16 protein-coding genes, 3 pseudogenes and 1 other annotated feature (1 of these 20 running past the window's edge) are annotated in these 22,753 nt (G+C 50.6%); all 19 genes and pseudogenes read right to left on the reverse strand.

All coding sequences use genetic code 11. From position 1 onward, the window contains the following. Positions 1–60 (reverse strand) — a binding site (T-box leader); it reaches 173 nt to the left of the window's first position. Between the two features lie 212 nt (positions 61–272). Then, positions 273–1,223 (reverse strand): annotated as a pseudogene (locus AC50Y5_RS24395) (IS30 family transposase); the annotation flags it as partial. 261 nt (positions 1,224–1,484) lie between these two features. Next, positions 1,485–2,712: pseudogene (locus AC50Y5_RS24400) on the reverse strand (IS256 family transposase). Positions 2,713–2,889: 177 nt separating this feature from the next. Next, on the reverse strand, positions 2,890–3,342 hold the full coding sequence (locus AC50Y5_RS24405; protein ID WP_494864034.1) for a hypothetical protein: 453 nt from the start codon (positions 3,340–3,342) through the stop codon (positions 2,890–2,892). Positions 3,343–3,900: 558 nt separating this feature from the next. Beyond that, positions 3,901–4,481, reverse strand: a pseudogene (locus AC50Y5_RS24410) (transposase); the annotation flags it as partial. A gap of 254 nt (positions 4,482–4,735) precedes the next feature. After that, on the reverse strand, positions 4,736–6,247 hold the full coding sequence (locus AC50Y5_RS24415; protein WP_494864035.1) for a LysM peptidoglycan-binding domain-containing protein: 1,512 nt from the start codon (positions 6,245–6,247) through the stop codon (positions 4,736–4,738). Positions 6,248–6,378: 131 nt separating this feature from the next. Then, positions 6,379–7,353: an RluA family pseudouridine synthase gene (locus AC50Y5_RS24420; protein WP_494864036.1), complete on the reverse strand. Its 975-nt coding sequence runs from the start codon at positions 7,351–7,353 to the stop codon at positions 6,379–6,381. A 54-nt stretch (positions 7,354–7,407) separates the two neighbouring features. Beyond that, on the reverse strand, positions 7,408–8,709 hold the full coding sequence (gene hemL, locus AC50Y5_RS24425; RefSeq protein ID WP_494864037.1) for a glutamate-1-semialdehyde 2,1-aminomutase: 1,302 nt from the start codon (positions 8,707–8,709) through the stop codon (positions 7,408–7,410). A 3-nt stretch (positions 8,710–8,712) separates the two neighbouring features. Beyond that, positions 8,713–9,711: a porphobilinogen synthase gene (gene hemB, locus AC50Y5_RS24430; RefSeq protein ID WP_056039889.1), complete on the reverse strand. Its 999-nt coding sequence runs from the start codon at positions 9,709–9,711 to the stop codon at positions 8,713–8,715. Positions 9,712–9,813: 102 nt separating this feature from the next. After that, positions 9,814–11,361 carry a uroporphyrinogen-III C-methyltransferase gene (gene cobA / locus AC50Y5_RS24435; RefSeq protein ID WP_494864038.1) on the reverse strand — a complete coding sequence of 516 codons (1,548 nt, stop codon included), beginning with the start codon at positions 11,359–11,361 and terminating at the stop codon, positions 9,814–9,816. A gap of 2 nt (positions 11,362–11,363) precedes the next feature. Continuing rightward, entirely contained in the window at positions 11,364–12,338 is a 975-nt protein-coding gene (gene hemC, locus AC50Y5_RS24440; RefSeq protein ID WP_056039885.1) for a hydroxymethylbilane synthase, read from the reverse strand. After that, positions 12,339–12,983: a precorrin-2 dehydrogenase/sirohydrochlorin ferrochelatase family protein gene (locus tag AC50Y5_RS24445; protein ID WP_494864039.1), complete on the reverse strand. Its 645-nt coding sequence runs from the start codon at positions 12,981–12,983 to the stop codon at positions 12,339–12,341. It abuts the gene before it with no gap. 16 nt (positions 12,984–12,999) lie between these two features. Continuing rightward, a complete protein-coding gene (gene ccsA, locus AC50Y5_RS24450; RefSeq protein WP_494864040.1) occupies positions 13,000–13,812 on the reverse strand; it encodes a cytochrome c biogenesis protein CcsA in 813 nt (270 codons plus the stop codon). A 46-nt stretch (positions 13,813–13,858) separates the two neighbouring features. After that, complete coding sequence (gene hemA / locus AC50Y5_RS24455; protein WP_056039880.1) at positions 13,859–15,241, reverse strand: glutamyl-tRNA reductase; 1,383 nt, start codon at positions 15,239–15,241, stop codon at positions 13,859–13,861. Between the two features lie 189 nt (positions 15,242–15,430). Beyond that, positions 15,431–15,829, reverse strand: coding sequence for an adenosylmethionine decarboxylase (gene speD / locus AC50Y5_RS24460; protein ID WP_056039878.1), 399 nt, complete (start codon positions 15,827–15,829; stop codon positions 15,431–15,433). Between the two features lie 197 nt (positions 15,830–16,026). After that, complete coding sequence (locus AC50Y5_RS24465) at positions 16,027–16,719, reverse strand: YjgB family protein (RefSeq protein ID WP_494864041.1); 693 nt, start codon at positions 16,717–16,719, stop codon at positions 16,027–16,029. Between the two features lie 228 nt (positions 16,720–16,947). Continuing rightward, a complete protein-coding gene (locus tag AC50Y5_RS24470) occupies positions 16,948–17,538 on the reverse strand; it encodes a hypothetical protein (RefSeq protein ID WP_056039874.1) in 591 nt (196 codons plus the stop codon). A 275-nt stretch (positions 17,539–17,813) separates the two neighbouring features. Further along, positions 17,814–18,401, reverse strand: coding sequence for a ribosome biogenesis GTP-binding protein YihA/YsxC (yihA, locus tag AC50Y5_RS24475; RefSeq protein ID WP_046229401.1), 588 nt, complete (start codon positions 18,399–18,401; stop codon positions 17,814–17,816). Next, positions 18,398–20,929, reverse strand: a complete 2,532-nt coding sequence (gene lon, locus AC50Y5_RS24480) for an endopeptidase La (protein WP_056039873.1) — start codon at positions 20,927–20,929, stop codon at positions 18,398–18,400. Before lon ends, yihA begins: the two co-directional genes overlap by 4 nt. Before the next feature lie 37 nt (positions 20,930–20,966). After that, positions 20,967–22,670 carry an ATP-dependent protease LonB gene (gene lonB / locus AC50Y5_RS24485; protein WP_056039871.1) on the reverse strand — a complete coding sequence of 568 codons (1,704 nt, stop codon included), beginning with the start codon at positions 22,668–22,670 and terminating at the stop codon, positions 20,967–20,969. Positions 22,671–22,753 lie beyond the last annotated feature (83 nt).

A 22,753-nucleotide genomic window follows, 5' to 3' on the forward strand; every position in this document is an offset into this window, starting at 1 on the left:
CACTAACGGCTCCGCTCTCTGAAGGCTTGGCTGCGTACTCTTCCCCTTCAACGTCGTTCGTTGACTTTAAGACATATTTATTTAATAATACCCTCTTTGTGAAAAAAAGTCAAACAACAAAGCCCATACAAGTTATTGTATTTCATGCTGTACGCCAAAAGTAAACGGCTGTCGTCCTCTGGCGGCAAAGCTACCGTTTTGCGATGAAATACAAGCCGATTATAAGGGTGAAAGTTATAAATGCTTATATTTAAGACGGATTGTAATATGAAGTGCGACACTTCATCCATGAAGGCTTCGTGAGCCGATCGCCAGCCGAGGCATTTGCGAGGGCGGTTGTTAAATAAGCCGAATCGCTTCAGCAAGCTGTTCGTCGGTAACGGAAGCGAAATCATGTCCTTTGGGGAAGAACTCCCGGAGGAGGCCATTCGCGTTCTCGTTGAATCCTCTTTGCCAAGATGAATAGGGATCTGCAAAATAGACCTTAACGCCATGAACGGCCTCCAGAATCGCGTAACGAGCAAATTCTTTTCCTCGATCCGTTGTCGCCGTTTGAAACGTACCGTTAAAGTATTGGCTAGCTACGACACCGAAGACGATCTCCATGGAGTGAGCCGTTCGATCCGGTAGGGTCAGGGCGACAGACGCGACTTGCGTTCGATGAAGGTGGCGGCGCATGCCTTGCTTTTGCCTCGGCTGGAGACAACCGTGTCGAGTTCCCAATGACCGAACGTCGTGCGCTTGCGAACTTCTTTGGGATGCTTGCTGATCGGGTTACCGACCAGGAAACGTCCCCTCCTTTCAAGCGGTTTCCGACGTTTGCCTTTATGTCGCAGCACCCTGACCTCTCCAGCGGCCAGACGTCCGTCGTAGAGCCATCTGTAGATGGTTTTGAAGCTTACAAAAGAGAGCCCTTCGTCACGGCGTTTCTCTGCAATCTGCTCAGGGGACCACGTCTCCTGCAGCTTCTGGTTCAACTCTTCGGCAAGAGCTACCATGTACTTGCCAGCAGGCACACTTGACACTCTCAACTCATGGTAGGATTGCTGGGCAGATTTAGCCGCATACGTTTCTCTGCGTTTGCCGCAACCGCGTTTCAGTTCACGGGCAATGGTAGAGGGATTGCTACCTAGCTCACGTCCGATCTTCCGACAGGACCAACCCAGTCGATGAAAGGCTTCTAGTTGTCCGCGTTCGATTATGCTAAGATGGGAGTAGCTCATGTTGGGTTCTCCTGTAAACGATGGTGGTGTGGTAACTTCCATTTTACACGAAACCAACAGGGGCCTTTTTGTTTTTCTAGGTGTCGCACTTCATATTACAATCCGTCGTTAAATTAAATAGATAGTTTATAAAAAAACCAAATGGGACTAATAATAGAACATTTAATAGTTGCTCTCTGAGCAGAAATGTAAATGTTCCGAAAGCCATAATGGCTTATAATTTATAAATACAAGAGAATCTTGATCTTGTTTTAGATGATTTTATGGGTCTGTCAATAGTTTTGTGTAAACTCTGTTAAATGATTTAGTGAATATAGGGGTAATCCGCTCCTCGAAGTGGATGGACAACTGAAGGATAATCTGTCCCCAGCCCTGGACGCGACCTGTCCATTCCTCATGAGATCCATTGTGGATAGATACAACATCTTCAGCAGCGATTCATCGTTAGGGAAAATGGTTTTACCCTTGGTGACCTTGCGGAGTTGACGATGGTAACTCTCAATGACATTCGTCGTGTAGATGATTTTACGAAGTTCTTCCGGATACTGAAAGAAGGCGGTTGTTTCCGTCCAATTGGAACGCCAAGAGCGAACGGCATGTGAATACTTCTTGCCCCATAGCTGCTGCAGCTTGTTCATTGACCGCTTTGTATATCGGCTTTAGGGCAGCTGCTACCGCCTTTAAATCCTTATATGACACGTGTTTCATCGAGTTGCGGATTTGATGTACGATGCATTTCTGAACATCGGTCTGGGGATAGACTGCGGCGATGGCTTCACTAAAGCCGGTAAGGTTATCCGCACAATTGATGAGGATGTCTTTCACGCCACGACTTTTGAGATCGTTTAATACACCTAGCCAGAATTTGGCGGACTCGTTCTCACCGACCCACATGCCTAAAACGTCCTTATGGCCTTCCAGAACAATGCCGATCACCATATATGCTGCCTTATTCACAATCGCATTCTCATGTCGCACCTTGCAATGGACGGCACCCATAAACACGACAGCATACACCTGCTGAAGAGGCCGTTCTGCCACTGCTGGACTTGGGGCAGGATGCGTTGGGTTATGTTGGAGATAGATCTACACCATAGATATGGTTGTAATGCGCCTGGATATCCCTAGTGAACATACCTTTGGCATACATAGAGATAATCTGACTCTCCATGCCGGAGAGATCGTTCTGATGCTTTTTAACGATTTGCGGCTCGAATGTACCTTCGCGATCACGCGGTGTGCGTACCTCAACATCGCTGACTTCCGTCGTCCCTGTCTTGGCAGACGTCTTGCCGTTGCGACTATTGCTCGTCTTCATGTTCTTCGTGTCGTGTTTCACATAGCCCAAATGGGTGTCCAGCTCCGCCTCCATGAACTCCTGGAGCGTTTCCGCAAAAAGATTCTTTAAAGCATTCTGGATGTCCCCAGCAGTCTTGATGTCATTCTCTTGAATAAAGCTCTTTAACTGTTCCTTCGTGATCATGCCCATTATGATCTCCCGCCTCTTCGTTGTCTACTACTAGAGTAGCTTGGTTTAGGAGTTCACACAATTTATTTTACAGTCTCGATTTTATCGGAAGTCTTAGTGTACAACCGTCAAAACTTAAATGAACAGGACCACCGAAACGGTCCTGTTCATTTAAGTTTAATATGAATAATTTCATTTTTAATTGTAGTTTCTTATATATCCAGTTGCTTGGTTGTTATATGCTCCTACCTCAATTTTATACTTCCAACCTACATTCATGTAAAAAGTAAGTGATTCTGTGCCGCCTGAACTTGGTAGGAAAATATGTCCAGTTCCTGGTTCACTAACTGTCCACTGTTTCCAAACTCCGTCGCCGTTATTATAGTAAACGTACAAAGAAGCTTTTGCAGTAGATGTAAGTGTAATTTTTCCGTACTGCCCTGCTCCATCAATGGCACTTGACATAGAAAAAAAATTAGGAGCTGAAGTAACACTAGTAGATTGTCCAGCTACTAGAGGTGCTATAGCAACACTAGATACATTTGAAGAAGGAACTGTATTAACATTAGATTCATTTGCAGCAAACGAAGGTACTGCAGCGATTAATGAAATACTCGTTACAAGAAATAAACTGGCAATCTTTTTTTTCATGGTGGGATCTCCTCTAATATCTTCTAATTTTGTAAGCAAATTAATTATATCAAAGTTAAATATAGAAGTAAAGGAAATAGATGGATGGATATATCCGGTTGACCGCGGATCACGCGGCACGTACCTCCGGACAACCTTATCAAAAAAATTGGAATGTGAATCCCTTGTAATATATAGGGGAATGTGAAATGGAGCAGTTCTGACGTATAGGAGACTTCGGGAAGAAGGTTCGAAAGCATGGAAACACCGTTGATGGCTGGTTCAAACAGCTTGAGGATAGCAGAGTTCATTATGTGGGACGTGCTGGGAATGAAAAGGTATATGATGGGCTAGAGTTACAGATTGCTGAACACATACGGGAACGCCGAGAAGGCAAGCCGCCTTGAGCGTTAGAAGCTTCTTTCAGACTTTGCCTGATGAGATTGAATTAAGACCGTTTCCTGAAGATGCAGGATACAAGTGAATCACAAGTGTTGGACATAGAAGGGTTAAAGAAGGCGTTGCAAGCTGAATTTCAAGCAATGGCACAACAGGCAGCTGCTGCTGTTCAGGCGTTACCGGATCCGTGGTACTTACCTTCACTTCCTTGTCCTCGTTCACCTCCTCCCGTGGTTTTAGCGCTTTTCCCCTCGGTTTTGACGATCCGTTTCAACGGCAGCATTTAGCTCATCGAGATAATCTCTTGTGTTTTTCTTCACTTGTTCTTTCGTGTATTTGTTTTTGTTCGCGTTCGCTTTGACATGGGTCGAATCCGAAACCAGTACACGACCGCCGACCATACAATGCGTGATGGCCTGCAGCACAATCTCATCAAAGATGTCTTGAAAAACAGAATTATCTTTAAACCGGGTACGGCGGTTCCAACTGATCGTCGTGTGGTCTGGCACACGATCAGTTAATACCAGACCTAGAAACCAGCGATAGGCGAGATTCATTTGCACTTCTCGTTCAAGTTGACGTTCGGAACGATTGCCGTAGAAATAGCCCAGAAAGATCATCTTGAAAAGAACCAGCGGATCAATGGCTGGGCGCCCATTATCTTGTGAATACAAATGCCGAACCTTTTCATCAATAAAGGAAAAATCGATGTACTTGTCAATTTTGCGAAGCATATGATCAGCAGGTACTAAGTCTTCAATGGAAACGAACTCGTAACTTTGTTGTTTTCTCGATTAGAACGCAGCATAGGGCGACACCTTCCGTTCGTATAGGTTACCATTATTATACCATAGTAACGCGGTGTCGTGTTAAAACAAATGCTTATAAAGATGGCTGTCGAGAATTTCTCGACAGCCTGAAGACATTCTATAATAGAATGTCTTCCAACCAAGCAAATATTTAACTCAACAATAGTTAGACTATTTTTCAATCTAATTCCAGATTTATTTCTGGGCTACGGAATATAAAGCAGCTGCCCTTCCGCTACCGCCGACTCATTCAAGCCGTTGTACAGCAAAATTTCACGCGGATTCAAGCTGTAGCGCACTGCAATGGAATCAAGCGTCTCGTCGCGCTGCACGATGCATACCCGGATTTTACGGAATTCATGCTCATCGGATTGCTTCAAAAATAAATTGCGCCACTCGATTTCATCGCCTGCAGGCTGCTGAGCCTTCGTCTGCTCAAGCGCATAATCCGCCGCCTCCTGCTCAGCCTGCCGCGCCAATTGCTCGCGCTTGCTCGTTTGCAGCAGCGTCACAAGCCCGACGCCTGATGCAGGAGCACCAGTTGCTTCCGGAGCCTTGCTGCCAAAGGCAATGCGCATCTCCTGCTTCTCCGGCTCCGCTTGCTGCTCCGCACCTGCTTCCTCCGCCTCCTGCCATTCGCTCAAACGCTCCAGCTCGCTATCCTGCCACGGGGATGTTTCGTAGCTGCTCTGCTCTGCTCCCGCCGGAATGTAAGATTCCTCTGCCTGCTGCGGTTGTCCCCCCGGGCTCCAGCCAAAGTCCTCCGCCTGTTGATAGGCAGAAGCTCCCTGCTGCCTCTCCTGGGCAATACCATGACCAAGCCCCGTTACGGCTGGCGGCTGCGCATAAGCAGGCGGTGGATTGAAATTAGCGTTAAAGCTCGGCTGTGCCCCGGAATGATCCTGTCCCTGAAACCACTCTGCTGCCGACCAGCCTGCATCACGCGGCAAAGGCGAGATCGTAACGCCAGCCTCTTGCCCTTCTGTTTCCTCGCTTTCGTCAGCCGCTTCATACGCCCGCTCATTATAAGCATTATTAGCATTGTAAGCCTCAATTTCGGAATCAGACTCAGCGAACTGTTGAGCCCCAATAAACTCTTGTGCCTCATTATAACCTTGATTCTGTTCCTGCTCCCCCCTGAAAGGCAATTGCCCTTCCTGTCCAGCAAAATAGGGTTCAGCTTGCAGCCCATAAGCGGCCTGGTCAGCTTCATTAGCCTCTTCAGCAGCAAATGGTTCGCCGCTGCTACTACGCTGAAGCTCCTCTTCGAACGAAGCCTGGCTCGTATCTGCGCGATCATGGACGACGGTGAATGGCTCCTCGCGCCACGCTTCCTCCAGTTCCTGCTGCGGCTCCACAAGAATGCCGCGCAGCGACAGCACACCGGTAATGTTAAGCGTTCGCGAGGAAAGCAAATCTACGTCGAAATTATCAATTTCCACCGTCACATCGTCCAGCCGTGAAATCCGGTTCAGCGGCATCGTAATTTCGACGGGAATGAAATGCTCCAATGCCTGAAGCGGAGCCGCTTCGTTCGTACTGCGATATACCCCGCTTAGCAGCAGCTGGCCTTTCAATACCGCATGATCCCCCTGCTCAACAACCTGAATGCGAGGCACAAGCTCAATTTCTTCCAGCTCATCGATATCGGCAACTTCATCCGACAGATGCACGCGTTCATACACATCAAAGCGCAAGCCTTTCGTTTGATTCGTCACGCTCAAGTCCTCCCTCCCTATACTGACCCATTTCGTCGCAGTCTCTTAGACAATGCTTGGGCTAAAAATGCTACTCTCACTAATTATCTATATGGGCATAGGGGGGAGAGCATGACTATCTTTTGCAGCAGCTACAATTTAGCTCGCAATTCAGTAAGCCAAGCGGGCTCTGGCGCCGCAACTTCCACCGGCAAATCTGTCCACGGATGGGCAAAAATAAGGCGTTCGCCATGCAGCGCCTGCGTCTTCAGCAGCTGCACAGAGCCGCCATAAAGCGAATCGCCAAGCAGGGGATGGCCCAAGTGGCTCATATGAACGCGAATTTGATGCGTTCGTCCCGTCTCCAGCTGCAAACGGACAAGCGTCGCTGCTGCATAGTTCTCGGCCGTTTCATAGTGGGTTACAGCGGAATCGCCGCCCGGGGCAACACGCCGTCTGGAGCGATGATGGCGGTCCTTGCCAATCGGAGCGTCAACGTTGCCTGCAGGCGGACGCAGCCGTCCTTGAACAAACGCCATATAACGGCGGTCGATTGCCTTGCGGCGCATCGCTTCGTCCAGCTTCCACTGGGCGAAATCATTTTTGGAGTAAAGCACGGGACCCGATGTATCATCATCGAGACGATGGATGTGGCGGACAGGCAGCGGATCTCCTTGCAGCAGCATATGACGAGCCGCCGCTTCATCCAGCGTTCCCGCCTGATTGGCACCTGTGCCATGCACGGGCATGCCTGCCTCCTTATAAAGCACGAGGCAAAAATCATCCTCGAAAAGAACAGTTGGAACGGGATTGCCTTGCGACAGCTTCGCATGACGGTACAAGGGATCGCTAAGCGGGTCCGCAGCGGGAAAGGCGAGCAAGCCCAGACGCTGCCCATCAAAGCGGATGCCGCCGACGGAGAACAGCCGATTGATCCATTTTTCTGGAAAAAGAGAACGGGCCAGCAGCCACTGCCGCACTTGATGCGGATGACTGCCGGCCTCTAATGTTCCGGTGCGTTCTCCAGGTTGCCCGTCATAATTTGGTGCAGACCATGAGCCTTCTGACAGCTCCTGCCAATCCAGCTCAAGCCACTCCCCCGCCCGCTTATAGTGAAGCATTGGCATGGAATGAAACCTCCTATTTTAGGATGCAATTACCTAAATTGTTGCTTGCTAGAACTACAACCTGCTCAAAGCAGCCCTGTTTGCAGCAATCGTTGCATCAATATCTTCATCCGTATGGACAGCTGACACGAACATGCCTTCGAACTGCGATGGAGCAACGCTCACGCCAAGCTCCAGCATAGCGGCAAAATACGCCTTGAAGCGCTCTAAATCCGCTGTTTTGGCTGTATCGTAATTGATGACATGCGTTTCGGTGAAAAACGGGCAAACCATCGAGCCGACACGGTTGATCGTGGAAGCAATGCCAGCCGCCTGCGCATTCGCTTCAAAGCCGCGCTGCAATCGGACCGCTTGGCGCTCCAGCAGCTCATACGTTTCCGGTGTCAGCAGCTTGAGCGTCGTATAACCAGCAGCCATCGCCAGCGGGTTGCCTGACAGCGTGCCCGCCTGATAAATCGGACCGCTCGGCGCCATAAGCTCCATCAGATCGCGTCTGCCGCCGTATGCGCCGACAGGCAGTCCGCCCCCAATCACCTTGCCGAAGCAGGTGATATCCGGCTTAATGCCATACAGACCTTGCGCACTGCTGTAGTGGACACGAAAGCCCGTCATCACTTCATCAAAAATAAGCAGGCTGCCGTGTTGCTCCGTAATGTCGCGCAGTCCTTGCAGAAAGCCCGGAAGCGGCGGGACAACGCCCATATTTCCGGCAACCGGCTCGACGATGACACAGGCAATTTCCTCGCCGTACTTTTCAAATACGAGCTTGATCGACTCGATATCATTGTAAGGCACCGTAATCGTCTGGGAGGCAATGCTTTCCGGAACGCCGGGACTGTCCGGCAAGCCAAGCGTCGCCACACCGGAACCCGCTTTAATGAGCAGGCTGTCGGCATGTCCGTGGTATGAGCCTTCAAACTTGACGATTTTGCTGCGCTTCGTAAACCCGCGAGCGAGACGCAAGGCGCTCATTGTCGCTTCCGTGCCGGAGTTGACCATCCGGACCACATCTACCGAAGGCACACGCTCGCACACAAGCTCCGCCATCAGCGTCTCCAGTTCCGTTGGCGCCCCAAAGCTGGTGCCTTTTTCCGCGGTACGCTTGATCGCTTCAACGACCTCTGGATGCGCATGGCCCATAATGAGTGGTCCCCATGAAGCAACGTAATCGATGTAGCTGTTGCCGTCGATATCAAATACGCGGCTGCCTTGGCCGCGCTCCATATAAACCGGGTTCAATCCTACGGATTTAAAAGCGCGAACCGGACTGTTCACGCCGCCCGGAATCACTTGCTTGGCCCGCGCAAATGCCTCGCGTGAGCGAATATCGCTTCTGCCTGAAGATGAATGACTCATCAACTATTCAGCCCCTTTCAACCAACGTGCAGCATCCTTCGCATGGTACGTAATCAAAATGTCCGCGCCCGCGCGCTTCATTCCGGTCAACGTCTCCAATACGACAGCGCGCTCGTCAATCCAGCCATTTGCCGCTGCCGCTTTTACCATTGCATATTCGCCGCTCACATTGTACGCCGCCACTGGCAGATCAAAATGCTCCTTTAGCAGGCGAATAACGTCCATATACGCAAGCGCTGGCTTAACCATCAGCATATCCGCGCCTTCAACGACGTCGGACTCCGCTTCCCGCAGCGCTTCGCGCGCATTGGCAGGGTCCATCTGATACGTCTTGCGGTCGCCGAATTGCGGCGTTGAATGTGCCGCTTCACGGAATGGGCCATAAAAAGCAGAAGCATATTTGACCGAGTAGGACAAAATCGGAATATGTGTAAAGCCCGCTTCATCCAAACCTTCGCGAATAGCGCCAACGAAGCCGTCCATCATGTTGGACGGAGCGATCATATCCGCGCCTGCCTCAGCTTGTGAAACCGCTGTGCGAACGAGTTGTACCAGCGAAGCATCGTTATCGACCTCTGCATTGCCTGTACGCTCATGCACATGGATAAGGCCGCAATGACCATGATCTGTAAATTGGCATAGGCAAGTATCTGCTACAACGAGCAGCTCAGGCGCCCAGCCCTTTACAGCACGAATAGCCTCTTGCACAATACCGTCAGGAGCAAATGCGGAAGTGCCTTCGCTATCCTTCGCAGCAGGAACGCCAAACAGCATGACGGATGGAATGCCTAGAGCAACAACTTCCCTGATCTCCTCTTCCAAGCGGTCTAATGAAAAATGATAAACGCCCGGCATCGATGTGATCTCTTCCTTCACGTTCGTGCCCACCGTCACAAAAATCGGATAAATAAAATCATTAGCAGAAAGCGCCGTTTCCCTCACCATACTGCGAAGAGCGGCGGATTGCCGCAATCTCCGATGTCTTACGACAGGAAATGCCATCTTCCATTCCTCCTCCAACTGTTTTGTGAAGCTTGTGTCGCGCCAATTACGGCTTGTGCCCTTGCCTCAACTTATAAATGCTTATATTAAAATAATAATGCCTTATCCCCGTTCCGCGCTGCGGAACTTAATCATCGCATCGATAAGCGATGGTATAGTCGCCTGCTCGGCCTCTGCGGCTACACGCAAGCCTGCTTCCTTCATCGTAGCTGACGTCAGCGGCCCTATGCTGATCGCCGGAATGTCCAATATCGCCTGTACAGGATCGCTAATGCCGCTGCGGCGCAGCTTCTCCAGCAGATTCGTTACGGTCGAGGAACTGGTGAACGTAATCATATGAATCTGCTTCTCGTCGATCCATTCCAGCACCTGATCATCCTGCGTATCGGCAAGTACCGTCTCGTACACGTCGATTTCCGTTGGCAGCAGCCCCTTGGCCGCCAATTCGCGCGGCAGCACCTCGCGTGCCAAATCACCGCGCGGCAGCAGTACCCGCTCGCCAGCTTGCAGCTCTCCTGCAAGCTGCTCCAGCAGCCCTTCTGCCTGAAACTTGGCCGGCAGCAGCTCGGCAGTCAGCCCGCGATTTTCCAGCGCTTCGGCTGTTCTCGGGCCAACGGCCGCGATTCTAGCCTTATGGAAGCGCCGAATATCGATTCCGAAACGCCGCAGCCAACGATAGAAATAGTCCACGCCGTTTATGCTCGTGAACATCAGCCAGCTATATTGCTCCGCTTCCGAAAGCGCAGCGCGCAGCGTAGCGACCGCTGCGGCCTCCTCAGGCTCGCGGATATCAATGACAGGGTATTCGCATGGCTCACCGCCCAGCTCATCTACCAGGTCAGCCAGCTCGCTTGCCTGTGCTCTCGCTCTCGTCACCAGTACGCGCGTACCGAACAGCGGCTTGCTTTCGTACCACTGCAATTGCTCGCGCTGCAGCACGACATCGCCAACGACAATGACAGCCGGCGGCTGAAAATTCGCCTCGCGCACAATTTGCTCGATCGTAGCAAGCGTGCCGACAACCGTCTGCTGCTCGACCCTCGTTCCCCAGCGCACCAGCGCAACTGGCGTTGTGTCAGGCTTGCCATGCTTCATGAGCTGGTCGGCAATATAACCAATCTTGGCTACGCCCATCAGAAAAATAAGCGTTCCTGTCGCATTCGTTACCTTGTCCCAATAAATCGAGCGATCCAGCTTATCGGGGCTTTCGTGTCCCGTTATGATCGAAAGGGAGGATGCAAAATCACGATGCGTAACCGGAATGCCAGCATAAGCAGGCACAGCGATCGCCGAAGTAATGCCCGGCACGATTTCAAAACCTATGCCGTTTTCCTTAAGCAGTCCCGCTTCCTCGCCTACGCGGCCAAAAATCGTCGGATCGCCGCCCTTAAGCCGCGTCACCACCTTGCCTTGCAAAGCAAGGTCCACAAGCAGCTGGTTAATTTCCTCCTGCTTCATCGTGTGGCGGTCGGGAAGCTTGCCTACGTATACTTTCTCGGCACCCGGCTTCATATGCGCAAGCAGCCTTGGGCTTGCCAAGCGGTCATAGACGACAACATCGCTTTTCTTTAAATATTCCAAGCCGCGCAGCGTAATCAGCTTGGCGTCACCCGGACCCGCCCCAACCAAATAAACGATACCTTTCCCCATCACTACGATCCCCCGATTTCCGCTAAAATGCGGTCCGCTCCTCTTGCTATGAGCGCTGCGGCCACTTCCTTGCCCAGCACCTCTGGATCGCTGCCTGTCTTGATTTCCTTCAGCAGCACTGCTCCATCCGCCGATCCTACAATTCCCGTCAGCTCCAACTCAGCGCCTTCCAGCGTGCCGTCTGCCCCTTTATGCACAACCGCATGGGCGCCAATCGGAATTTGGCAGCCGCCATTGAGCGCGCCGAGAAAGCTCCGCTCGGCCCGAACCGCATAAGCGGTTTCGCTGTCATTAAATAAATCAAGCAGCTCACGAATCTGCCCGTCATTCCCCCGGCATTCAATGCCAAGCGCGCCTTGCCCAACAGCTGGCACAGACACCTTTTCCGGCAAAAAGGCAGATATGCGGTTTCCCCAGCCCATTCTGCTAAGCCCGGCTGCAGCTAGAACGATCGCATCGAAGCCTTCCGTTTCCAGCTTGCGAATCCGGGAATCAATGTTGCCTCTAATGGATTCCACGACTAGGTCAGGGCGCAAGTTTTTGAGCTGAGAGGAACGGCGCAGACTGCTCGTCCCAACCTTTGCGCCTTGCGGCAAATCAGCGAGACTTTCGCCCTGCTTCATAATGAGGCAATCCCGCGGATCCACGCGTTTCGGAATCGCACCATTCATTAATCCCTCAGGCAGCTCGTACGGCATATCCTTCATGCTGTGAACCGCCATATCGATTTCGCCATCCAGCAGCGCTTGCTCGATTTCCTTGACGAATAATCCTTTACCGCCAACCTTCGATAAGGTCACATCAAGAATTTGATCGCCTTTTGTGACGATTTTTCGAATTTCAAACGAATAGTCAAAGCCATGCTGCTCGCTGATTCGTTTCAGCTCGTCAATCACTTGTCCCGTTTGCGTAAGCGCGAGTGCGCTTTGGCGGGTTCCGACAATAATGGTACGCTTATCCTTATTGTTTGCTGCCATTTATGTATTCCTCCTGTCAGTTGCTGCGATGAGCCGCTCAATCCATACGTCTATATCGCCGTCTTCCTCGCTTTGTCTTGGAGCTTCGCACGCCGCAAGCTTCAGTACTTCGCTGCGCAGCCTGCGGTCGCCAATGGTGAGCTTCACCCGTTCACGAAGCTCTTTCAGCCTAGCTGTGCTGCCGATATATTCCGGACCATACTGCCGCGCCAGCTCCTCCCGAATACGTGAGGACAATGCCGGGCTAGCCCCGGATGCCGACACGGCAACGACCAGCTCGCCGCGCCGCACAACCGACGGATTAATAAAAGTTCCAGCCGAGGCCTCATCTGCCCGATTAACCCAAATGCCCGCCTGCTCGCCATCCAGCGCTATTTGGCGATTCAGCTCCGCCTGATCAGTAGCGGCAAACAGCAGCCGCGCCGCCTTCGCGTCCCCGCTCGCATAAGCTCTTGCTTTTGTCTCGATGTGGCCGCCACGTGCAAGCTCCTCCAGCTGAGGAGTGAAATCAAGCGCAATGACCGTCACCTGATCGGCTCCCGCTTCAAGCAGTCCTAGCACCTTGCGCTCGGCAATCGGGCCGCCGCCGACCACGATGCAGCGGCACCCCTGAAGCTTTAGCATGACCGGATAGTAGCCGTTCATAAACCTCACCTAACTTCTAATGAAAATTAGATACGTAGCTTGCCAGCAAATTGAGAACTAGAAAGCTGAACGCCACAATATGCAGCTTTGCAAGCTGTGTGCTCGTGCGATTAAGCAACGACCGATTTACAACAAAAATAATATATACAATTAGAGCGAGGAAAGAAGTAATAACTTTCCAATCCAGCAGCAGCATCGAACGCCCCTCAATGAGCAGCAGCGTCACTGCAAGCGACAGCGACAAAGCAAGCAGCGGAACGCCGATAATGACAGCGCGATCAGAATATCGCTCAATTTTATCAAGGCTGGGGAGCCTTCTTACATATTTGGACCAGCGTTTCTCCTTCAGCTCCCGATGCAGGAAAATATACATCCCGGCGAAAAGAACGCCTATCGTCAGCGACACATAGGAAACAAGCACGAGGCTAATATGCACAATCAGCAGCTCTCTTGCTGTTGTGGAAATCGCGAACATCGCCTCATTGCCCGGCTTGCTGTAAAGATTAAGCGCCAGCACGGAAAATCCAACGACGTTTACGAGAAATACAATAAACTCTATTTTGAAAAAACGGCTGATTACAAGCGATATAGAGACCAAGAGCCAGCAAAAACCCAGCCAATATTCAAAGGTTGATATCGTCGCCACTTCAAAATGCGACACAATTCGCGAAATGAGAAACAACGTCTGTAATATCCATACAAAAATAAGTAGCCCTGTACCCATCCGTTTCGCTCTCCGGCTTGCGTCCATAAAATCGGAGAAATAAAACAGAAGGCTCAGGGCGTATACATAAAGTATCGCGTCATACAACCAGTTTAGCGTTGCCATAAATGCCTCCACATCGCCGCCCTATGCGTCTGTCAAGAGCGTGCTTCTACCGAAGGGCAGAAGCCAATGCTGCCGTAGCTGCAGGTGATTGCACATTTTTCATTTTTGCTGCAGCCGCCTCGGCAGCTTCCGCTTTAAGCTCAGCTTGCTGCGACTTGTCCAATTGCTCTTCCAGTGCAAAAAGCTTTACAAACATGTCCATCGCTTCTTCAGCACGTCTTTCTCCGGCCATTTCCTTAATCCGCAAAATAGGGTCCTGCATCATTTGATTGACAATGCTCTTCGTCAGCTTTCTGATTACTTTAAGCTCATGCTCGTCCAGATCCGGGAGCTTGTTCGTCAAGCTGTTGAACGTCTCCTCATGAATCTCTGCCGCTTTCGTCTGAAGCGCCCGAATAAGCGGCACGACTCCCAGCGTTTTGTACCATTGCTCAAACAGATCCATTTCCTGAGCGATCATTGTTTCGATTTTGGCGGCTTCCTTGCGGCGCTGTTCCAAGTTACTTTCCACAATGCCCTCCAAGTCGTCGATGTCATACAAAAAGACGTTGTCCACCGCAGCAATCGTTGGATCAAGATCCCTAGGAACCGCGATATCAATCATGAACAGCGGCTTTGATCTCCGGCGCTGCATGGCGCTTGCGACAACCTGACGCGTAAGCACGAAGTTGTCAGCTCCCGTCGAGCTAATGACAATATCAGCTTCATGCAGCCTATTCGCCGCTTCGTCCATCGAGCAAGCTATTCCGTTAAACTTGTCCGCTAATTGAACGGCACGTTCATACGTCCGGTTCACGACGATAACCCGGTCAGCCCCATTCGCATACAGATGCTTCGCTGTCAGCTCGCCGGTCTCGCCAGCCCCAATCAGCATAACCGTCTTTTTGGAAAATTGACCGAATATACGCTTGCCCAGTTCAACGGCAGCATAGCTGACCGATACGGCAGATTCGCCAATCGTCGTCTCCGAATGCGCACGCTTCGCCATCGTAATCGCCTGCTTAAACAGCGTATTGAAAAGCGTTCCCGTCGTTCTTTGCTGCTGGGCTAGTGCGAAAGCATCCTTCACTTGTCCGAGAATTTGCGTCTCGCCGATAATCATGGAATCCAAACCGCTTGCAACGCGGAATAGATGCTCAATCGCCTTCTCATCCTCGTACATATATAAATGATTCGTAAATTCTTTCCTAGGCAGGTTGAACCACTGCTCCATAAAGCTGCGGATATAATGCCCGCACAAATGATGCCTGTCCACCACCGCATACAATTCTGTCCGATTGCAGGTCGCTACAATGACACATTCCATAATGCTGTCTGTATTCATAAGCTGTTTGACAGCTTCTGGCAGCTCTTTTTCCGAAAACGCAAAACGTTCTCTCACTTCTACTGGAGCTGTACGGTAGTTAAGACCTACTGTAATAATGTGCATATGTGTCACCTGCCTCCCTTATCAAATTGCCGCGTCTCATTCTTTCTACGCCATTATAGCACAGTTCGACATTCATACTTCCTTCATTTATGAATAAAGTTTGAACCACAAATCCATTATTCCCTAATCATACAAAGAAATAACCATGGAAGCTTCCATGGTTATTTCTGTATCATACATGTGAGAGCTTTAAACGAGCTCGATTTGTTTCATTTTCGGTTCTTCAACTTGCAATTCGCCCATACCGCGTATCAGCTTCTTTGCATGAGTTGTTGTTGGCTTCAGCACAGCAATCATATAATCGATAGCCACCTGTGGATCCACGGTTTCACCGCAAGTATAACAATCAAGCGCGGCGAATCCTCTCTCAGGATACGTGTGAATAGAGAGGTGACTCTCTGACAGCAACACGAGTACGGTTGCTCCTTGAGGCTCAAATTGTTTGGATTGCACCGACATTACAGTAGCGCCACAGCTTTCAGCAGCCTCCACCATTTGGGCTTGCAAAAATTCAGCGTTGTTCAGTAGATCGAAATCTACTCCCCAAGTATCAACAGCAACGTGTCTTCCGAAAGTTGAGTATTCCATCTTCCGGTTCCCCCTTCCTAGGAATAAAATGTTTAAAAATTTCATCCGCTAGGACCTACGTCATTCACTTCCCGAGGGAATAATCTCTCGCAACATAACCATGTCCTGAGTGAATCCTGGTTCCTATTATTGTGTTAAACGATGTTTTCAACGAGATTAAAAATAACATCTATCCGTCAGAATTGCAACCTTTTTTTTCAGCCGGCCATATTATTTTTTGCATCCTGCGGACTGAATACGGAAATATGGTCGACCTTTCCGGTTGCTTTCGGGATAATGAATTTGAGCTGGTATTGATCATTCACCTTGTACACATAAATCTGATCGTCGCCATTCGTCGCTGTTTCATCGGCTTTGCCCAGTGACTTCTCAATATCAACGTAAGACAACTGCTGCAAATTGGCCGCGTAGGAACGCATATCGAACACCTTCATGCCTTTGTTGAAGCCGATCGTAACGCCCCGTTTTGTATAGGCTGCGTAAATCCCTTTTCCCGCAGCCTCCGTGCTGTCAGCCTTACCCCAATCCTGCTCAATCTCGTCGAACAGCGCAATATGCGCTGCGTATTTCACCTCGGGAATTTTACCTTCCTTCGCCAAATCAACAAGCTGGCCTATGCTGGGTGTTTCGCTCGCTTGCCCTGCATGTGCCGTCTGACCTGCTTGTCCAGCATCAGACGAGCTTGCTGGCGCTGTTTCCTGACCGTTAGCGGATGTTTCCTGGCTATCTGATGTTTGTTCAGCCTGTTGCTGGCCATCAGGCGTGCTGCTTTGAACGGCAGAGGTAGCAGTCGGTGCAGTATTCCCCGCTCCGCTGCAAGCAGCCAGCAGCAGCATAGTTGCGGCTGCCGCCATACAGGCAAACGATTTGAATGCCGTTGTTTTTATCATGCTGTATACCTCCAGATTCACGTGAAGCTCCTGCTTCTTTTACTCGTAAAAGATTGTCCTTCGTTATTATGGACTGCTTCTATCCTCTAAATGTTGCAGTATGCAATCAAAACCAAAAATTACCACTTCATAGTTCTGCCTCAAGCAGCCCTTCCTGAAAATAAAAAAAAGAAACCGCAGCAGCGATTCCTATAAGCTTATGTTTACTGTCTGCAAGCCATGGCATCATTACGCCTCAAGCACAAACAGCTTCTGCGTATGCGAGGCCAAACGCTCATCAATTGCGGCGATTTCCGTCTGATTTTTCGTCTGATTCCGAAGATCAAGCAGCTCGTTAATGGCATTATTCACCATCGAAATCTCGCGTTCAATCAAACGGCTGCGGAATACCCGCTCCAGTTGCCCGATCGTATCCTTGTATTCGAACACAACACGTGCGCCGCTCTTCGTTGTTTCAACGATTTTACGAACGGCTCCCTGTATATAGTGGTAGGTCATTGTATAATGGCTGTAAATGCGATTAACAACGGCGTCCCCATGGAAAGCTGAAACAGCTTTGCGCATAGCATTGGTTAGCTTCTGGTGAACAAGGCGGCAGGTGAGCACACAAACGTAACGGTCTTGTTGACGCTCAAAGATCAGTCTGATCTCTTCCCTCCCTGCTACGTCTTCGAGAACCAGCTCCTGATTGCCGTTATCGAGCACCATCACTTGTAGGTGAAGCTGCTGATCATCAAAAAAACGGACAAATTGGGTCATCTCTTCATTCGTTAACTGCAGTTTGGCATTTACATACTCTGTGGCTAGCCGCTGAGCCATAAAAATCTCCTCAATTCTTTAAACTTGCAATTGGATGCTACAATCAATTCTATTCTTCTATACCCGCTTTACGTAAATTTGAAACGAATCCATCTAATGACCATTCGCCCTTTCACGCTTGCTTACCTATATTATACGTGATTGCATCCATTTATTCCTGCCGCTCAGTGCCGAAATTCTCGCATATTTCAGAAAAAACGGGAAAATTATGCGAGGAGACCCACATATCTTCCTGTATTCTCTTTCTTATGTGAAAAGTTGCCGCACTTGCTCCCTTATGTGGATATCGTCTCCGTAATAACGCTCCATAATTCATCGCGGCCTTGGCCGGTCTCCGAGGAATAGAGCACTACTTTATCACGAGGGTCCGCTTGCAGCGTCGTCTTGATCATTTTAATATGCTTGTCCCATTTGCCTTTAGGGATTTTGTCCGCTTTCGTTGCAACAATGCAGGTTGGAATATTGTAATGCTTGAGCCAATTGTACATAAGCTGGTCATCCTTCGATGGCTCATGGCGAATATCGATAATAAGCAGTTGCAGCTTAAGCTCCTTGCGATCACGAATGTATCTTTCAATCATTTGACCAAAAGCTTCGCGCTGGGTTTTGGAAACTTTGGCATAGCCATAACCGGGAAAATCGACAAAATAGATGCTGTCATTGACGCGGTAATAGTTAAGCTGCTGGGTTTTACCAGGCTGCGAGCTTGTTCTTGCCAAGTTTTTACGCATAATCATTTTATTAATTAATGAGGACTTCCCGACATTCGAACGCCCTGCCAGAGCAATCTCTGGCAAGGCATCCTCCGGGTATTGGTGCGGCTGAACCGCGCTTATAATAAAATCAGCTTGTGTAATCTTCATAATATAGGTGTTCCTGCTTTCTCTTCTGTGTTGGCCGGAAGCAGCGCATGCAGGAGGACTTCATCAATATGCCCAACCGGGACAAACGTTATCTCGCTCCGCACACTGTCTGGAATGTCGCGCAGATCGCGTTCATTATCCTTCGGCAGCAATATTTTCTTAATGCCTGCGCGGTGGGCGGCAAGCGATTTCTCCTTGAGTCCGCCGATTGGCAGTACGCGTCCGCGAAGCGTGATTTCCCCTGTCATCGCGACCTCTTTGGACACATAACGTCCAGTCAAAGCCGATATGAGCGCAGTGGCTATCGTGATGCCTGCAGACGGTCCATCCTTCGGAATCGCACCTTCCGGAATATGAATATGAATATCGTTTTTCTCATGGAACTGCGGGTCAATGCCAAGCTCCAGCGCCTTCGAACGCGTATAGCTGAACGCAGCCTGCGCCGATTCCTTCATGACATCTCCGAGCTGCCCCGTGAGTGTCAGCTTTCCGCTGCCCGGCATAACGGTCACCTCAATAACGAGCGTATCGCCGCCAACCTCCGTCCAGGCCAGGCCTGTAACGGCACCGATCTGATTTTCAGCCTCAGCCATGCCGTAGCGGAACTTCGCAGGTCCAAGCCACTCCTTAAGCAGCTCCAGATCAACGTTGAGCGGCTTCACCTCAGCAGGCTGCTCTGTCTCTGATTGCGGCTCAGACTGCAGGGCAGCCTCTTGCTGCTTCTCTAGACGCCCAGATAGGGATGCAGCTTCTCCGCCCTCGCCAAATGCCGCTTCCAGCACATTCAGAGCAGGCTCATCCTGCTCAGCAGCTTCCTCTGCCTTGATCGGAACCGTGCCCGATGCGACAATTTGCTTCGCTGCCTTGCGGCAAATCGCAGCCATTTGCTGCTCCAAATTCCGCACGCCGGATTCGCGCGTGTAATCGCGAATAAGCTGAAGCAGCGTTTCTTCGCTCACATGCAGCTGCTCATCAGTAAGGCCATGCTCCCGCTTCTGCTTCGGCAGCAAATAACGCTCAGCGATTTTCAGCTTCTCAAGCTCGGTATATCCGGGAATGTATAGCACTTCCATCCGGTCCAGAAGGGGACGCGGAATGTTATGCATGGCATTCGCCGTCGTTACGAACATGACGCTCGACAAGTCGAATGGAACCTCAACAAAATGATCGCTAAACGTATTATTTTGCTCCGGGTCCAGCACCTCAAGCAATGCAGAGGCCGGATCGCCGCGGAAATCCATTGCCATCTTGTCGATTTCATCGAGCAGAAATACCGGGTTGCTTGAACCGGCCGTCTTCATGCCTTGAATAATGCGCCCTGGCATAGCACCCACGTATGTACGGCGATGCCCGCGAATTTCTGCCTCGTCCCGCACCCCGCCAAGCGATATGCGAACGAATTTGCGCCCGAGCGACTTCGCAATGGACCGAGCGAGCGACGTTTTACCAACGCCTGGAGGGCCGACTAGACACAGAATCGGTCCTTTAAGCTTTTTCACAAGCTGCTGGACCGCAAGGTATTCCAGTACCCGCTCCTTCGGCTTTTCAAGCCCGTAATGATCCTGATTGAGAATGTCTTCCGCCTTGGATAGACTGAGATCATCTTCAGTCTCCTTGTTCCATGGCAACGATAAAAGCCAATCGATATAATTGCGTATAACGCCGCCTTCAGCCGAGGTGGTCGGCATTTTTTCCAGACGGTCAATTTCTTTCTCAATCTTTTCTTTCACTTGGTCAGGAACGCCTGCCTGCTCCAGCTGGCTGCGCAGCTCCTCAACCTCGCCGGCGCGTCCTTCCTTCTCGCCAAGCTCCTTCTGGATCGCTTTCATCTGCTCACGCAAATAATATTCCTTCTGCGTTTTCTCCATCTGCTTCTTGACGCGCTGGCTGATTTTGCGCTCCAGCTCCAGCACTTCCCGCTCATTGTTCAAAATATCGAGCAGACGCTCAAGCCGCTGACGGACATCGATCGTCTCCAAAATATCCTGCTTGTCTTTAATCTTGAGCGACAGATGGCTCGTAATGACATCGGCCAGACGCCCTGGATCATCGATATCCGAGACCGCAGCATGCGTCTCTGGCGTAATTTTTTTGGACAAGGAAGTATAATGCTCGAATTGGCTGAGCACCGAGCGCATGAGCGCATCAACCTCAGGGTCGGTTGTTTCCTCTTCCGGGAATTCCTTAACCATAACCTCATAAAATTCTTCTGTCGGCAAATAATCCATAATTTCCGCGCGCAGGACGCCTTCCACCAGCACGCGGATCGTTCCGTTAGGCAGCTTAAGCATCTGCCGTACCTTCGCAATCGTACCGACTCTGTAAATATCTTCCTCGGTCGGCTCCTCTATGTTCACTTCCGATTGCGAGCAAAGCAATATCATATGATCGTCAACCATCGCGCGCTCTAGCGCGCGAACCGATTTATCCCTACCCACATCAAGGTGTAGCACCATGCTGGGATATACCAGTAGCCCCCTGAGCGGAAGCAAGGGCAGCCGACGGTTTTTCGTTTTTCCGGGTCCCACACCAGCACCTCCAAAAGTTCAAGTCTCCCTTATTTTATCATTCTGCGGAATCAGCCTGCAAATAGGGAACAGCCGCCCCCATATACCGTTCGTTTGGAACGTGGTTTTCCACTTCGTTTACGATCGTATTTCCTAGAGGGAACACCAGATTAAATACTTCATCTACACGTTCCACAGGAATGACCTTCAAACCTTTCAGATCAGCAAAAATGGCCTGCCAGTTTTCACGCGGAATAATGACCGTATCTGCCCCTGCCTGAAAAGCAGCCTCAACCTTCGCCAGCACGCCGCCTACAGGCTTGACGTCGCCATGGATGCCAACTTCCCCGGTCATCGCCAGCTTGTTGTCGATGGTCTCGTTTTTGATCGCTGAAGCAATTGCCGTCGCCATTGCAACCCCAGCAGACGGGCCATCAATCGGCGTTCCGCCAGGGAAGTTGATATGCAAGTCATAATCCTGCGGATTGAGACCATACCGGCGCAGCATCGTCAGAACGTTTTCGACAGAGCCTTTCGCCATGCTTTTGCGGCGCAGCGTACGCGAGCCTCCGCCAAGCTCTTCCTCCTCGACCACTCCAGTAATCGTATATTGCCCTTTGCCGCTGGCAGCTGGAATAGCACTGACCTCCACTTCGAGCAGCATGCCCATATTCGGGCCATAGACGGCAAGACCGTTGACAACGCCCACTTGCGGCGCCTCCGGCACCTTGCGCTCTGGACGCGGCGGAATTTGGCTGCTGTTCACAACCCATTCTACATCGGCTGCTGTAATGCGATCTCGTTTCTCGGACAAAGCAACGCCTGCGGCCAGCTGAATGACGTTTACCGCTTCACGGCCATTTGTCGCATAGCGCTGCACGACCTCTACTGCTTCAGGGCATGGGGAAAATCCAATTTTCCGAATCGCATTTTCGGCAATGGAGGAAATTTCACCAGCAAGCAGCGGACGAAAGAAAATTTCCATGCAGCGCGAGCGAATCGCGGGCGGCAGCTCCTGCGGCGAACGTGTCGTTGCACCGACAAGACGGAAATCGGCAGGCAGGCCATTTTGAAAAATATCATGGATATACGAAGGAATGTTAACGTCCTCGGAATTATAATAGGCGCTCTCCAAATACACTTTGCGATCTTCGAGCACTTTTAACAGCTTATTCATTTGGACGGGATGCAATTCTCCGATTTCGTCAATGAACAAAATACCGCCATGCGCCTTCGTTACAGCGCCAGCCTTCGGCTGAGGGATACCAGCAACGCCCATTGCCCCCGCGCCTTGATATATCGGATCGTGAACGGAACCAATCAAAGGATCTGCAATGCCGCGCTCATCAAATCTCGCAGTAGTTGCATCGATTTCCGTAAACTTCGCTTCAGGCAAAAACGGCGAGGACGCATTTTTCTTCGCTTCCTCCAGCACAACGCGAGCTGCCGCTGTTTTCCCGACGCCCGGCGGTCCATAAATAATGACATGCTGCGGATTTGCGCTGCACAGCGCGGCTTTGAGCGCGCGCAGGCCATCCAGCTGGCCAACGATATCCTGCATCGCCTGCGGCCTTGTCTTCTCGGCAAGCGGCTTCGTCAGCGAGATGGAACGCAGCTTGCGCAGCTTATCCATTTCCTTGCGGGACTCACGGTCAACCGCAGACCGATTCGTTTTTTGATTGCGCAGCAAATTCCAGAAATACAAACCGATAACCACTGCAAAAAACACTTGAATCAACATCAAAATAATACTTAAATTCATTTGTTACCCGCTCCTCTCAAAGGCACACTCCGGCAATAAAGTTCATAACTGGTAGTATTGCCTCATCAGGAGAAAAATAACCA

The organism is Paenibacillus sp. JT22N7 (assembly GCF_059383875.1).